Genomic DNA, 14,643 nt, shown 5'->3' on the forward strand with positions numbered 1-14,643 from the left:
ATTGCTATGGATAAGATCTATGATGTCATCATCATCGGAGGAGGACCTATTGGATTGGCTTGCGGAGTAGAAGCGCAAAAGAATAATTTAGATTACCTCATTCTGGAAAAGGGAGCTCTGACCAATTCTATTTACAATTATCCTGTAAATATGACTTTTTTCTCTACTTCAGATAGACTGGAGATGGCCAACATTCCTTTTATGTCTGTGGGCAACAAACCTACCAGAACAGAAGCTTTGGAGTATTACCGCCGCATTTATTTTCACTTCAAATTGAAAGTAAATCTTTATGAAGGGGTCCAAACATTAAATAAGGTGGACAACGGTTTTCAAATCATCACCACGAAAGGTGAATATTTAACCAAGAAAATTGTCCTTGCCACTGGTTTCTATGATTTGCCAAACTTAATGAATGTACCCGGCGAAGAATTGCCAAAGGTCATGCATTACTATAAAGAGCCATGGGCATTTATTTCTCAAAAAGTACTGGTAGTTGGTGGAGCAAATTCTGCTGTAGATGCAGCTTTGGAAACTTGGAGAAAAGGAGCGGAAGTGAGTATGGTGCTACTGGGTGATGAAATCGACGAAAATGTCAAATACTGGGTAAGGCCAGATATCATGAATCGAATCAAGGAAGGTTCGATCCAAGCTTTCCCGAATTCAAAAATCAAAGAAATCCGTGAGAAGGAAGTAGTCATTTCAACTCCAGATGGGGATATGACTATCGAAAATGACTGGGTTTTGGCAATGACCGGCTACAAGCCAAATTTCGCCCTTTTGGATCAACTCGGAGTAGAACTGAGCTTGGACGAAAAGCGTCAACCTTGTTATGATCAAGCCAATCAGGAATCGAATGTTCCCGGAGTTTATTTGGCAGGTGTGGTTTGCGGAGGCTTAAATACGAGAGAATTCTTTATTGAAAACAGCATCGTTCATGCTGATTCGATTATGAGAGATATCAAAGAAAAGCTTTCTTAAAGCATACTCATTTTTATTGGCTACCTTTGCAATTCTATGAAAAAAAAGCCATTCAACGTCGTTTACGAGGACAATCACCTACTCATCGTCAATAAGGCTGCCGGAGTATTGGTGCAGGGAGATAAAACCGGGGACAAAACCTTAACTGATTATTGTAAGGAGTACATCGCAAACAAATACAATAAGCCAGGAGCGGTATTTCTTCACCCGATCCACAGATTGGATAGACCAGTCAGCGGATTGGTAGCTTTTGCTCGTACTAGCAAGGGATTGGAGCGTATGATGGAGCTTTTTCGTAAAAGAGACATCCACAAGGTCTATTGGGCTATCGTCAAAAAAAGACCGAGGGAAGAGCAGGGAAAACTGACCCATTGGCTGACCAAAGACGAACAGAGAAATGTAGTCACCGCACACGATAGAGAGGTTCCAGGCTCCCAAAAAGCTGAGTTGAATTACAAGACTCTGGGAAAAATGAACGATCACTGGCTGATTGAGGTGAGACCTATCTCTGGCCGCCCTCATCAGATCCGCGTTCAATTGGCATCTATGGGTTGCCCGATTCGGGGGGACTTGAAATATGGTTTTGCCAAAGCAAATCCAGATGCAAGTATCAACCTTCATGCTTTCAATTTGGTTTTTGTACACCCGATCAAAAAGGAAAAATTGTATCTGCGAGCGGCTTTGCCGGAAAATGAATTTTGGGAGCAATTCTATGAATTCGAAGAGTTGAAAGCGAAAGACCAACATTTGGACAATAGCTATTCAGGATAATTATGGCTGTGCGTAAATAATTTGGATTATTCCTATATTGATTTACCATGAGAAATCTATTCCTTATTTTATTCACCTCCCTCCTTTTGATTTCCTGCTCGAAAAAGGAGAAAACGAAAGTCATCTACATCGTTCGCCATGCTGAAAAGCAGCTGGTTCAGGATCCTGACCCAGAGCTTGCTCAGGTAGGATATGTGAGGTCAAGGAAATTGGCTCAGATTCTTCAAGATCAAGACATTCAGCACATTTTCAGCACAGATTACAAAAGAACTCAACTGACAGTTAAACCCACTGCCGAACAAGCAGGTCTGGAAATACAGTCTTACGACCCACGAAATCAATCTGTATTAGTGAAAAAACTGAAGGAACTCGATGGTAATGTTTTGGTTGTTGGCCACAGCAATACTGTAAGCCAGTTGGCTAATGAGTTTATCGAAGAGGGTGAAAAATTTCAGGACTTGCAGGACAATGAATACGACTTCATTTACGAGGTGCACCTAAATCCTGAAGGAAGTATGGTTTTAAGGAAGGTTTATAAGGATTATTAAACGATCACTACTTCTATCCCTCTCTCTTCCAATCTCTTTTGGTAAATTTCTGGAATCCCAGAATCCGTGATAATCACATCCACATCTTCCAATTCACCGATTTTTCCAAAGCTTTTCTTTCCGAATTTCTTACTATCAGCCAATACAATTGTCTTTTGTACCGAGGCAATCATTTGGGCATTCAAATGAGCTTCCATCATATTGGAAGTGGTCAAGCCATGATCCAAACTGATTCCATCCACGCTTAGGAACAGCTTATTGCAGGCAAAATTCTGAAGCATTTGCTCGGCATAATGTCCTACTGCAGAACCACTACTTTTTCTCACTACCCCTCCTAGCTGCACCAATTCAACGTCTTGACAATCCAGCAAGGCCAATGACACATTCATCGCTGCCGTCAAGACAGTCAATGGTTTGTTTTTGGGAATAGCTTGCGCAAAGGCTACTACCGTTGTTCCAGAACCAATAATAATTGCTTCTTGGTCTTCAAGATATTCCAAAGCTTTGGAGGCAATGGCTGTTTTTTCCTCCACCTGCTCCAGCTTCTTTACCTGCACTGAGCGATCAGATACATAAGGAGAAACGGTAGTTGCACTGCCATGAGAACGATAAAGCAAACCTTTGTCTTCAAGGATTTTCAGATCCTTTCTGACAGTCACCATAGTCACATCCAAGGACTTAGAAAGATCTGAAACAGTCACAAATCCTGCCTTCCCCAATTCATCCAAAATGTATCGATGTCTCTCTGCCTGTGTCATTTGCTATTATTTTCAACTAAATTAAAGAAAAGAAAGCACTTATGATTACTTTTTATTTCATTTACTTTCTTTTAGTTTCTTTTTGTATCCTTTTTGTTTTACTTTTAGCTTGAAATGAATAGAGAAGAAAACATAAACCAAATCTCTGATCAGTCTAAAATCTGGGATATTGCAGTAATAGGCGGAGGCTCATCTGGACTTGGAGTTGCATTGGATGCGATTTCAAGAGGGCTAACCGTCGTACTTTTAGAAAAAGCAGATTTCGCCAAGGGAACCTCGAGCCGAAGTACCAAATTGGTACATGGTGGAGTGAGATACTTAGCGCAGGGAGATGTGGGTTTGGTTCTCGAAGCCTTGAAAGAGCGTGGAAAATTATTGAAAAATGCTCCTCACCTGACCGAAAACCAGCCTTTCATCATTCCTGTCTACACTTGGGTGGAACGAGTTACTTACAGTGCTGGATTAAAGCTTTACGATTGGATGGCTGGTTCATTAAGTTTGGGCAGCAGCACTTTCATCAATAAAGAAGAAACATTAAAAAGACTTCCGTCAGTCAAAGCATCTGGCCTCAAAGGCGGAATTGTTTACCATGATGGTCAATTTGACGATGCACGCTTGGCTTTGGCTATTGCCAAAACAGCTGATGATGCCGGAGCCTGCATTTTGAATTATGCATCGGTAAAAGACTTGATCAAAGACGAGCACGGAAAGCTAATTGGGCTGAAGGTTCGTGACGAGCTAAATGGAGAAAAATATTCGCTTAGGGCAAAAATGATCGTCAATGCCACGGGAGTATTTGCCGATAAAATCCTCCAAATGGATCAACCGGGATCTGAGAAGATGATCCAGCCTAGCCAAGGAATTCATTTGGTGATGGATCGAAAATTCTTGGGAGGAAATGATGCCTTGATGATCCCTAAAACCAAGGATGGAAGAGTTCTTTTTGCAGTTCCTTGGCATGATAAATTGGTAGTCGGCACCACTGATACCTTGAGAGAAAAACCAAAACTGGAACCCACTCCTCTTCAGAAGGAAATTGATTTTATTCTGGAAACAGCAGCCAGTTATATGAATGAGGCTCCGTCCAGAAAAGATGTATTATCCGTTTTTGCAGGATTGAGGCCATTGGCAAGACCTAAAGAAGGAGGCACTAAAACCAAGGAAATTTCAAGATCTCATAAAGTGATCATTTCAGATTCCAAGCTGGTAACCTTGACGGGAGGTAAATGGACAACATTCCGAAAAATGGGGGAAGACACTGTTGATCATTACCCAGAAGTCAGCGGTGAATTGGTCACTCCAAGTCAATCATTGGACATGAAACTCTATGGCTATACCCTGGAAACTCCTACCGGTCATTGGTCTGTCTATGGCTCCGAAGCGAAATCAATTCAAGAGCTTGCAAAAAAACAACCTGCATTAGCAGATAAAATCCACACCGACTATCCTTATATTTTAGCAGAAGTGGTCTGGGCAATACAGAATGAAATGGCTGTCCGAGTTGAAGACATTTTAGCTAGAAGAATCAGACTTTTATTCCTAGATGCTCAGGCGGCGATAGATTCAAGTCAAAAAGTAGCCGAATTAATGGCTAAGGAGTTGAAAAAGGATCAGGAATGGATTACCACTGAAGTAGAAGATTTTAAAAAATTGGCTGAAAAGTATTTAATTAAAGTCTAGTTTTTATTGAAGGACAAGCCTTTACCTATTTTCTAAATAAATAAACCCACGAATGCCTCAGAATAAGAAGTATATCATGGCTTTGGACCAAGGAACCACCAGTTCAAGAGCCATTATTTTTGATAAAAAGGGCCAGATAGTTTCCCTTGCCCAAAAAGAATTCAAGCAATATTTCCCCAATCAAGGCTGGGTAGAGCATGATCCTCAGGAGATCTGGACTTCCCAATCTTCTGTCATGATCGAATCGTTGGTAAACAAAGACATTCCAGTTGATGAGATTTCTGCGATCGGTATTACCAACCAAAGAGAAACGACAATAGTTTGGGAAAGAGCTACTGGAAAACCGATTTACAATGCCATTGTCTGGCAAGACCGAAGAACTGCCTCTTATTGCAATGGACTCAAAGAGCAAGGCCATGTGGAAATGGTCGCTTCCAAAACTGGTTTGATTATCGACTCCTATTTTTCTGCTACTAAAATCCGATGGATTCTCGAAAATGTGGAAGGAGCGCGCCAAAAAGCTGAGGCCGGAGAACTGGCATTTGGAACAGTAGATTCTTGGTTGATTTGGAAATTGACCCGAGGAACAAATCATATCACCGACATCACCAATGCCAGTCGAACAATGATTTACAACATTCACACTCAGGATTGGGATGATGAATTGTTGGAGCTTTTTGAAATACCAAAATCCATGCTTCCAGAGGTTAAATCTTGCTCGGAAGTTTACTGTGAAACGGCCGGAGATGTATTAAAAAACAAACTTCCGATTGCAGGAATTGCCGGCGATCAACAAGCGGCCCTTTTTGGCCAATTATGTACCGAACCAGGGATGGCCAAAACCACCTACGGAACTGGATGCTTTTTGGTGATGAATACGGGAATAGAACCCGTAAAATCCGAAAACCAATTGTTGACGACTGTCGCATGGAAGATCGGTGATGAAATCAATTACGCCTTGGAAGGCTCCGTCTTTATTGGAGGAGCAGCAATTCAATGGTTGAGAGATGGAATTCACCTTTTTGGCAATGCCAAAGAATCAGAAAAACTAGCAATGAGTATTCCTGACAATGAAGGAGTATATTTTGTTCCAGCATTGGCTGGATTGGGAGCTCCCTATTGGGACCAAAATGCTAGAGGTGCATTTTTCGGCATCACACGTGGAACCACTGAAGCACATTTTACCAGAGCTGCATTGGAAGCGATTGCCTATCAGGTGCATGATGTGATTAAGGCGATGGAAAAGGATGCTAGAGAAAAGACAAAAGAACTTAGAGTGGATGGCGGAGCTACGGCAAACAATTTCCTGATGCAATTCCAATCAAACTTGCTTGATTGTGAAATTAAAAGGCCTCAAATCATTGAAACTACCGCTATTGGTGCCGCTTTCTTGGCAGGATTGGCGGTTGGGTTCTGGACTCAAAAGGAAATCAATGAATTATGGAGTTCTGACAAAAGCTTCAAACCTCATATGGAATCCGAGAAAAAGGAAAAACTCCTCCATTTTTGGGACAAGGCTGTGGAAAGATCCAAAAACTGGGTAGAATAAATTTTATGATTTCCTTTTCCCCATTAATCTTCAAAAATAACCTGACACATGGACCCATACATTGCTGAAATAATAGGTACTGCTCTTTTGATTCTATTGGGATCAGGAGTGGTTGCCAACGTCGTCCTACCTAAAACTAAGGGCAATAATTCTGGCTGGATAGTAATCACAACAGCTTGGGCTTTGGCCGTATTTGTTGGAGTGGTAGTAGCTGGCCCATACAGTGGTGCCCACCTGAACCCCGCAGTTACAATCGGTTTAGCATTAGCTGGAAAATTCGATTGGGCTATGGCACCTGGTTATATCATAGCACAGGTCGTAGGCGCTGCCATTGGAGCTTTTCTTTCTTGGTTGGTCCATATCGATCATTTTAAAGCAACCCAGGATCCAGGAGAAATCGCTGCTCCCTTTGCAACGAGCCCAGCAATTAGAAATCTCAAAAACAATTTCATTTCTGAATTGATAGGCACTTTCGTTCTGATATTTGTAATCCTATACATCACCGGCGCTGAAATGGGGGATGAAAGCAGCACGCCAATTGGATTAGGTTCTATCGGAGCTATTCCAGTTGCTTTTTTGGTCTGGGTGATCGGTATGGGTCTCGGTGGTACAACCGGATATGCCATCAACCCTGCAAGGGATTTAGGACCAAGAATTATTCACCAGATTCTACCTATCAAAGGAAAAGGAAGCTCAGACTGGAGTTATGCCTGGGTTCCGGTTTTAGGTCCAATCGCAGGAGCTGCTATTGCAGCGGGATTGTATTTAGCTCTTGGAGTTTAAAAAACAAAAAAGGCCACTTTGAAGTGGCCTTTTCTCCTCCCAATTGGGGAATTATTTTTTATACATCGTGAACATCCACATTCTTTTTTCGAGATCTGCCACAAATGTCGTCAGCATATCTTCAGTAGCGATATCGCCTGCCTCTCCGGCTATTTCTGCAGCTTTTCTCTGTGATGAAATCAACATTCCCAGTCCATTTATTACCTGATCAACAGTCTCTTCTTCACTGCTCACATTGGTAATTTCCTTGAGAATACTATTTGAAAGATAATCCGAATAAGAGTGAAGGGGTTGATATCCGATAGTTATTATTCTCTCTGCTAAATCATCAATGTTTTGATACAATTGAGTATAAAGCTCTTCAAATTTTTCGTGGAGCGTAAAGAAATCATTTCCTTTTACGTTCCAATGAAAACCTCTAACATTTTGATAGAACACATGGTAATCTGATAAAACATCGTTCATCATCCCATGTAGTTTTTTCATTAGACTTTCATCGAGATTCAAATGGTTGGAAAGTGTTGCTCTTTTTATGCTTGTGGTTGTCATAATAAATAATATTTGGTTACCACATTTAGTCCAATTTCCTTTCCAAAAAGAGGCTATAAAACATGATTTTATTTCTTCATTAAACTGGAAAATTATCTTAGGACTTACCGAATTGATTAGAAGAATATTTGTGGGCCATTTCCTCAAAAAAATAAGGGTGTGAAAAATATTTCACACCCTGTAGAAACCTCACAACATTCGATTCAATCATCAGAAAGCCTTTTCCGTCAATCCTCCTCATCTTGATTTACAAGCATCTGGGACAGCTTTTCTCCCCCTTTGATACCAAAATCCAAAGTTCGGATTGGAAACGGAATTGTGATTCCATTTTCATCCAATGCTTTTTTAATGGCTTTAATTGCTTTGCTCTTCATGTTCAAATAACCAGGCTCGCCAGGATATTCTATCCAAAATCGAGTATTGAAATTGATTGAACTCCCTCCAAATTCATCGTAATCAAAAACAATTTCATCTTTGCGGATCAGACCTTCCATTTTCCCAATTGCATCTCTGACAACAGATTCCACTTGTTCTAAATCTTCGGCATAGGAAACTCCTGATTCCACAATAATTTGGCGGTGAGACCGCGAGGAGTAATTGACAATATTTTCCTGCAGCAACTCTTTATTGGGGATAAAAACTTCTTGTCCTTGAAATGTCTCCAAAACTGTGACCCTTAAATTGGTGCGGAGAACTTTCCCCATAACATTATTAATTTCGATCACGTCTCCAATCCTAAAAGGCTTCCGAAATGCCAATATGACCCCAGAAACGAAATTGGCTGCGATATCTTGAAAAGCAAAACCAAGAGCCAAACCAACTACTCCTACACCTGCCAAAAGTGAAGTAACTGCCTTTTCCAATCCTAGAATTCCAAGGATAATAAATAGTCCCAAGCCCATGATTGTGCCATGAACGACGGTCGATAAGAGGTTTTTGAGGGCAGTATTGGAAGATGTCTTTGAGAACAACTTGACAGCCAGTTTCTTACCCCATTTTGCCAACAACATAAAAATGATAAAGACTAAAACCGCCACTATCATATTGGGAATCATAGAAATAAAGCCATCTATCCAGCCATCTATTTTCCCGATTACTATATCTATTGGTTTTTCTATTTCAGCTTTCATGAATTTGTATTCTTTTCAATTTTAATTGTTCGCACCTCCACTGCTGATTCATATGTCTCTAGCTTTCTTTCTCTATGTTTGGTATAGACATGGGTGATTTTGGCTCCAAATAGGAAAATCAGGGAAGCGTAATAAGTCCAAACTAATAGGACAACCAGAGATCCACTAGCTCCATAAAGTGAGGTTAAAGTGCTTGCTCCTAGATACAGTCCAATAAGCCATTTCCCTATCACAAAAAGGACTGCAGTAATCAAACCGCCAACCCAAACATCCCTCCACCGAAGCTTTGCATCTGGAAGCACCTTAAACATTAGAGAAAAAATCAATACGACGATTCCAAAAGAAATCACCTCGGAAGCAAACTCCAGCAAGATCGCTGAAAGTTGATCATTCCACCGCTGCAGATAATTTTTGAATAGTACCAGCAATGCTTCAATGACCAAAGAAACCAGCAATACAAAGCCAATTCCCAAAACCATAGCGAAAGAAAGAAGGCGATTAATAATGTACTGTAGCCAGGCCCTTTCTGGCTTTGCTTCAATTTGCCAAATTTTATTGATGGCTAACTGAAGTGAAATAAAAACAGAGGTGGAACTGAAAATTAAAGTGCCAATCCCTATTGATCTAGCCAAAAGTGAGGAGTCTTCATTGATGGTATTTTGTGAAAGAATCGATTCAATTTGGTCTGACGTATTGTAACCTATCAATACCGAAAACTGGTGAATCAACTCTTGTTGGATCCGGTTTTCCTCATATAGAACAGCTGCAATCGAGACCACAATGATAAGTACTGCAGGCAAAGAGAGCATCGTATAAAAAGAGATAGACGCCGAATAGGTAAAAGCATCCTCCTTGATAAAGGAGGAAAATGATTCCTTAACAATTCGCCATGCACCTTTCATAATTTTTCTATTTGGAATAAAAAAACGCAGAATCAGTATTCCCAATCCTGCGCTCTCTGAGAAAGGGAATTAATTATTTCCCATCTCCATCAAAAGTTTCATCAACTTCAGCCTTGAAGTTTTTCCACTCTGCCTCTATATCTCTGGTAGTTTTGTTTACACTGTTTTTTACATCAGTCCAAGTATTTTCAGAAGCGTTTTCAATATCTGCCAAGACCTTCTCGATATCAGATTTCTCATCCTTCAAGTCAGCTTCCATTTTATCGATTTCGGCTTTCATCTCAGCATTAGCTTTTTCTCTTTTTGCTTCTAGCTCAGCGATTTTCATATCGATCTCAGCCTCAAGTTCTCGAAGATCAGCTTTCATTTCAGCTTTTTCTTCTGCTACATTGACCTTGACTTCAATCAACTCTTTTTCTTCGCTTTTTCCTTTTTCAGAACAAGAAGTTGCTGCCAATCCAAAGGCCATACATCCGATTGCTAGTGCGATTTTCGTTTTCATGGTAATTTAGATTTTATGGTTATTAAAAATGATTGGTTATAGTCTCTTACTTTTTACAGTCCGTTGATCTCCTCTTTGATATCGTCGATGGTCTTTCCTAATTTTCTCTGAAGTCTGCCATAAAGTTCTTCTTCTTGACCTTCTTCATACATCAAATCATCTTCGGTCAATGAGGCATATTTCTGCTTCAATTTTCCTTTGATTTCAGTCCAAGATCCTTCAATTTTCATTTTTGTGTCGGTTTTCATAATTGTGGTATTTAAAATTTCAATTAAACTCTGACACAATAAGTTCAATCACCTTGCCAAGCCCCAAAACGGCCCAAATAGCCGGAAATCAGGTGTTTTGAAAGGAAAGAGTGGGGAATTTTTTTCAGAACTGTGGAAGCTATTACACAGTTTTTAGTTCAAAAAATAAAAAAATGCCTCATATGGCTTAAAATCGGAGATGGCACCTTTTTTTCAGAATGATTACCAAACGAATTTTCACAAAAACCTTTATAATATGTTACGTTGGGCTTTAATTTTCTTCGTTGTAGCGATCGTTGCTGCAATCTTTGGTTTTGGCGGATTAGCTGCTGGAGCGGCATCAATAGCCAAAGTTCTTTTCTTCATCTTTATCGTACTCTTTCTATTGACTCTGATTTTCGGGGGGAAAATCCTCGGAAAATAGATGCGACAAACTCAAAAAAAGGGCTGGTTCATTTCAAGAATCAGCCCTTTTTTACATCTCCGGAAGTGGAAATTCTACTTCGAAGGTTGTACCACCCCCAACAACGCTTTGGACTTGGATGCCGGCATTGTGGCTTGACAATATATTCAGGGTAGATGTTAGGCCTAGACCTGTTCCATCTGATTTATCTGTATAGAATGGGTCAAAAATCCTTTTTAAATCCTCTTTGCAAATCCCCTTCCCATTATCTGTGATTTCTAGTAAAATGGACTTTTTGGAATGAAACATGGAAATTGACAACTTACCCTTATCATGATCTATTGCTTCGATTCCATTGATCAAAATATTCACCAGCGCGATTGAAAGCTTTTCTCTATCAACAAATAATCTTGGAGCATCGCCCTTCAAATCCATTTCAAGCTTGATTCCTTTTAGATTGGCCCGATCTCTTACCAATGCTATAATCTCATCGATAATATCATCCAATGAGCATAATTCCAATTGAAGCTCCTTTGGCTTGGAAGAGCTAAGCAAGTCTCCCATTAATTTTTCAATCCTATTAGAACTTCTTTGAATAATATCCGAATAGACTTTAACCAATTCATTTTCATCGGCCATTTCCTCTTTGATATTATCCAGAGCCAAATTCAAATTGGTCAAAGGGTTTCTGATTTCATGCGCAATCGTTCTTGCCAATTTGCCGGTCATTGAAAGCTTTTCAGCAACCATCATATCCAGCTCAGCCTTTTTCCAGAGTGTCAAATCACGAATAATCCCTTGGTAGCAACAATTTTCATCAGCTTGATCTGGAATGAAAATGCAATTGAAAAGGCAAGTTTTAAGCTCCCCTGTTTTGGTGAGCATTGAGACCTCAAAGTCTTTGACAACTTCGTATTTCTCCAACTGATCTAAACAGAAATCATAATCTTCTTGCTCAGCAAAAATGTCTTGAAGATTAATTTGGTCTAATTCATTCTCTTCATAGCCGAAAAAGGCGAAAAATGCCGCATTGAGTTCTAGCATTTCAAACCTCTCATTTGCCAAAAAAATACTATCAAAGGATCTTTCAAAAAGCGAGCGGTACCTTTTTTCCTTTTTATCCAATTCTTTGATGGTGATACCCTGCTTGATAGTATATCGAATCGACCTTTGGAGACTATCTGGGGTCAATTCTCCTTTTACGAGGTAGTCAAATGCTCCCGCTACACTGGCATCAATATCAATTTTGGAATCATTTCTACCTGTAAGCAAAATGGAAGGAGTAAGGATTTCATGTTTTTTGATGAAATCCATCAATTTAAGTCCATTCTCCTTTCCTAAATAAAAATCTATCAAAAAGAGATCAAAATCCCCATTGAGGATCTTTTCTTTTCCTTCTTCAGGGTCAGAGACCCAATCAATTTCCGATTTAAAATTCTCAATATCAGACAAATACTCTTTGATTAGAAAGGCATCATCCTCGTCATCCTCAATGAGCAATAGCTTGACAAATTTTATTGGCATTAGTTTTTATTTTCTGGCAGGGACACTGTACCCAACCAATAGTTGCTGATTTCTTTGGTCACTTCCACCAAATCTTGAAAGTTTACCGGTTTGGAAATGAAAGAATTCACTCCCAAATCATAGCATTCCAAAACATCTGTATCAGCACGGGAAGTTGTCAATACAACAATGGGTATCTTTTTCAAAACTGGATCTGCTTTGATCAGTTTCAAAGCGGATCGGCCATCCATTTTAGGCATATTGAGATCCAACAGGATCAAGCCAGGAGTAAAACAGTCTTTGCCCTCAAATTTCCCAGTCTTATTAAGATACTCTAAGAGTTCTTCACCATTCTCTACGAAACAGATCGAATTCGAAATGTTATTCTCTCGAAGTGCTTCCTGAAGCAGAATTTGATCATCATGATCATCATCAGCCATCAAGAGTGAAATTTTACTGTTAATCTTATTCATCGTTTTCCCAGTAGAGGATTTAGCTACTGGAAGGAAATATAACTATAAATTTCGATCCTACACCCTCTTTACTTTCTGCTACTATGCCTCCTCCATGATGAGTGGCAATTTTCTTACATATAGCCAAACCAATTCCGGTTCCTTCAAACTCATTTTTGCCATGAAGCCTCTGGAAAACATTGAATATCTGATCCTTATACTTTTCGTTAAATCCTATTCCATTATCCTCGACTGTGACAGCTACATAGTTATCATATTTGGGGGTAATGGAGAATTTTTCAGGTAATTCCTCACCTTTAATTTTTTTTGCTGTTATTTTAACCACAGGGTCAACCCCATCTCTAGAGAACTTCATTCCGTTACTGACCAGATTTTGGAAAAGTCTTTGTACTTGACTCTTTACTCCCAAAATTTTCGGAAGCATCTCTACCTCCACCAGGGCATTTTTACGACATATTTGATCCTCTAAATCATCCTTGATCTCTTCAAAAACAAGGTTCAAATCAACCGCCCCAGGCAATTCACTACTTCTAGTGATTCTGGAAAAAGCGAGAAGGTCCTCTATTAGATTTTGCATCCTTTTGGCTGCTGCCTGCATTCTATCAATGTAGATTTGGCCATTTTCATCGAGGTCTCCTTTGTACTTCATGAGAAGTCGGTCTCCAAATGAGCGAATCTTCCTCAAAGGCTCTTGCAAATCGTGAGAAGCAACATAAGCAAACTGTTCCAAATCCTCATTGGATCTTTTTAGTTCTTGAGTATAGTTTGCCAGTTTGATTCCTGTTTCTTTTTCCTTGGTGATATCAGAAAAAGTCACCACAAATCCATCTTCAAACTTGGTCGCCAGCACTTTGAACCAAGTTAGCTTTCCATCCAAATCATATTCGATTTCGGATTTGAAATCCCAGCCGTTTTCTGTAACACGGCAATATTCATTGAACAAATAGCCTTTGTTTCCAGGAAACACTTCTAGGAGATTTTGACCAACCAGCTTGAATTGATCCCGGTTTGTCAATAGAGTTGCCGCCTCATTTGCCAAAAGTATTTTAAAGTCTCGTATCTCCCCATCGTTATTTCGTATAGCCTCATATGCTAAAATTCCATCCCGAGAACTGTCCAAAACATTCCTTAGGAGCCTGCTTACCTGATTGCTTCTTTCAGTTGCTTCTTCTAATTCTCCCAAGGCTTTAGTGAGGTATTTGGACTTTTTATCTCTTTCTTCAAGCAATTGAACCGCCCGAGTGAAAAGAAGCAGAATACCTCCAAAAGCAATCAAAACGATTACTAGAAAATTGATAGGGGTTAATTTTCTAAATCCGCCTTCTTCCTCTATTTCAATTTTGGTTGAACCGCTCGTGATTTTACTAATATCTTCAGCAACCTCGCGGATCTGATCCATGTTCAGTTTCCCCTCAGTCATTAACCTCAATTCCTCAGGCTGATAATTTGGAGTTTCTCTTTTGGCAGCACGGAGGATCTTTTCAATTATCTCCATTTGATTCTGTACCAAAACCCTCAATTGATCAACTTTTGATATAATTTCCGGCTGATAGTTGGACACACTATCCAACTTATCAATCATGATGGGTATTTCGCTTTTTGCAATGAAATATGGCTCTAAATAGGACTCATTGTCACTCAATTGGTAGCCTCGATGTCCTGTTTCAGCATCTTTGATTAAAGATAGGACTTGTGTAGTTGTCTGAATGGTAAAATTGGCTTCGTGAATATTACCAACAGTCTCAATATACTTACTGAGATTCCAATAGGTCCATATGCAGAGAAGCAATAGGATACCTACTGTGACCGAAAACAAAATTCTAAGACTATTTAGATTCATAAGTTGAGTGCAAGGAATTCACTGGA

Annotated in this window: 16 protein-coding genes; 7 read left to right on the forward strand and 9 right to left on the reverse strand. The window is 39.8% G+C overall.

The features are described from left to right. Nucleotides 1-6: 6 nt before the first annotated feature. Genes BUF13_RS06900 through BUF13_RS06910 form a run of 3 tightly spaced genes read left to right on the forward strand, consistent with a single transcriptional unit; the run spans nt 7 to nt 2,297 of the window. Entirely contained in the window at nt 7-978 is a 972-nt protein-coding gene (locus BUF13_RS06900) for a YpdA family putative bacillithiol disulfide reductase (protein WP_073571048.1), read from the forward strand. 36 nt (nt 979-1,014) lie between these two features. Continuing rightward, nucleotides 1,015-1,749, forward strand: coding sequence for an RluA family pseudouridine synthase (locus BUF13_RS06905; RefSeq protein WP_073571049.1), 735 nt, complete (start codon nt 1,015-1,017; stop codon nt 1,747-1,749). 47 nt (nt 1,750-1,796) lie between these two features. Continuing rightward, the gene (locus BUF13_RS06910; protein ID WP_073571050.1) at nt 1,797-2,297 is read left to right on the forward strand and encodes a SixA phosphatase family protein; all 501 of its coding nucleotides are present in this window, start codon (nt 1,797-1,799) and stop codon (nt 2,295-2,297) included. On the opposite strand, the gene BUF13_RS06915 is transcribed toward BUF13_RS06910, so the two are convergent. Continuing rightward, nucleotides 2,294-3,055 (reverse strand): DeoR/GlpR family DNA-binding transcription regulator, encoded by a 762-nt coding sequence (locus tag BUF13_RS06915; RefSeq protein WP_073571051.1) that lies wholly within the window; start codon nt 3,053-3,055, stop codon nt 2,294-2,296. The two genes, BUF13_RS06910 and BUF13_RS06915, sit on opposite strands and share 4 nt — an antisense overlap. 114 nt (nt 3,056-3,169) lie before the next feature. On the opposite strand from BUF13_RS06915, the gene BUF13_RS06920 reads away from it, so the two are divergent. From BUF13_RS06920 to BUF13_RS06930, 3 genes are read left to right on the forward strand one after another with little or no spacing between them, the layout of a single operon-like run. Beyond that, nucleotides 3,170-4,735, forward strand: a complete 1,566-nt coding sequence (locus BUF13_RS06920) for a glycerol-3-phosphate dehydrogenase/oxidase (protein ID WP_073571052.1) — start codon at nt 3,170-3,172, stop codon at nt 4,733-4,735. A gap of 52 nt (nt 4,736-4,787) precedes the next feature. After that, the gene (gene glpK, locus BUF13_RS06925; RefSeq protein WP_073571053.1) at nt 4,788-6,284 is read left to right on the forward strand and encodes a glycerol kinase GlpK; all 1,497 of its coding nucleotides are present in this window, start codon (nt 4,788-4,790) and stop codon (nt 6,282-6,284) included. A 48-nt stretch (nt 6,285-6,332) separates the two neighbouring features. Continuing rightward, nucleotides 6,333-7,067 carry an MIP/aquaporin family protein gene (locus BUF13_RS06930; protein ID WP_073571054.1) on the forward strand — a complete coding sequence of 245 codons (735 nt, stop codon included), beginning with the start codon at nt 6,333-6,335 and terminating at the stop codon, nt 7,065-7,067. Between the two features lie 51 nt (nt 7,068-7,118). On the opposite strand, the gene BUF13_RS06935 is transcribed toward BUF13_RS06930, so the two are convergent. The 5 genes from BUF13_RS06935 to BUF13_RS06955 all read right to left on the reverse strand — a co-directional run bounded on the left by BUF13_RS06935 (nt 7,119) and on the right by BUF13_RS06955 (nt 10,380). Beyond that, complete coding sequence (locus BUF13_RS06935) at nt 7,119-7,616, reverse strand: Dps family protein (RefSeq protein ID WP_073571702.1); 498 nt, start codon at nt 7,614-7,616, stop codon at nt 7,119-7,121. A gap of 227 nt (nt 7,617-7,843) precedes the next feature. After that, nucleotides 7,844-8,746 carry a mechanosensitive ion channel family protein gene (locus BUF13_RS06940; protein WP_073571055.1) on the reverse strand — a complete coding sequence of 301 codons (903 nt, stop codon included), beginning with the start codon at nt 8,744-8,746 and terminating at the stop codon, nt 7,844-7,846. Continuing rightward, nucleotides 8,743-9,648: a YihY/virulence factor BrkB family protein gene (locus tag BUF13_RS06945; protein WP_073571056.1), complete on the reverse strand. Its 906-nt coding sequence runs from the start codon at nt 9,646-9,648 to the stop codon at nt 8,743-8,745. The genes BUF13_RS06940 and BUF13_RS06945 overlap by 4 nt, the downstream gene beginning before the upstream one ends. Nucleotides 9,649-9,721: 73 nt before the next feature. Next, complete coding sequence (locus tag BUF13_RS06950) at nt 9,722-10,150, reverse strand: sll1863 family stress response protein (RefSeq protein WP_073571057.1); 429 nt, start codon at nt 10,148-10,150, stop codon at nt 9,722-9,724. A gap of 53 nt (nt 10,151-10,203) precedes the next feature. Next, on the reverse strand, nt 10,204-10,380 hold the full coding sequence (locus tag BUF13_RS06955; protein ID WP_073571703.1) for a CsbD family protein: 177 nt from the start codon (nt 10,378-10,380) through the stop codon (nt 10,204-10,206). 274 nt (nt 10,381-10,654) lie between these two features. Between BUF13_RS06955 and BUF13_RS06960 the strand changes: the two genes are divergently transcribed. Next, the gene (locus tag BUF13_RS06960) at nt 10,655-10,822 is read left to right on the forward strand and encodes a DUF1328 domain-containing protein (protein ID WP_073571058.1); all 168 of its coding nucleotides are present in this window, start codon (nt 10,655-10,657) and stop codon (nt 10,820-10,822) included. A gap of 51 nt (nt 10,823-10,873) precedes the next feature. On the opposite strand, the gene BUF13_RS06965 is transcribed toward BUF13_RS06960, so the two are convergent. From BUF13_RS06965 to BUF13_RS06975, 3 genes are read right to left on the reverse strand one after another with little or no spacing between them, the layout of a single operon-like run. Further along, on the reverse strand, nt 10,874-12,325 hold the full coding sequence (locus tag BUF13_RS06965) for an ATP-binding response regulator (RefSeq protein WP_073571059.1): 1,452 nt from the start codon (nt 12,323-12,325) through the stop codon (nt 10,874-10,876). Further along, nucleotides 12,325-12,777 (reverse strand): response regulator, encoded by a 453-nt coding sequence (locus BUF13_RS06970; protein ID WP_073571060.1) that lies wholly within the window; start codon nt 12,775-12,777, stop codon nt 12,325-12,327. Before BUF13_RS06970 ends, BUF13_RS06965 begins: the two co-directional genes overlap by 1 nt. Before the next feature lie 19 nt (nt 12,778-12,796). Continuing rightward, a complete protein-coding gene (locus tag BUF13_RS06975) occupies nt 12,797-14,617 on the reverse strand; it encodes a sensor histidine kinase (protein WP_073571061.1) in 1,821 nt (606 codons plus the stop codon). Nucleotides 14,618-14,643 lie beyond the last annotated feature (26 nt).

The sequence above is a fragment of the Algoriphagus zhangzhouensis genome, assembly GCF_900148515.1.
Lineage (GTDB): Bacteria > Bacteroidota > Bacteroidia > Cytophagales > Cyclobacteriaceae > Algoriphagus > Algoriphagus zhangzhouensis.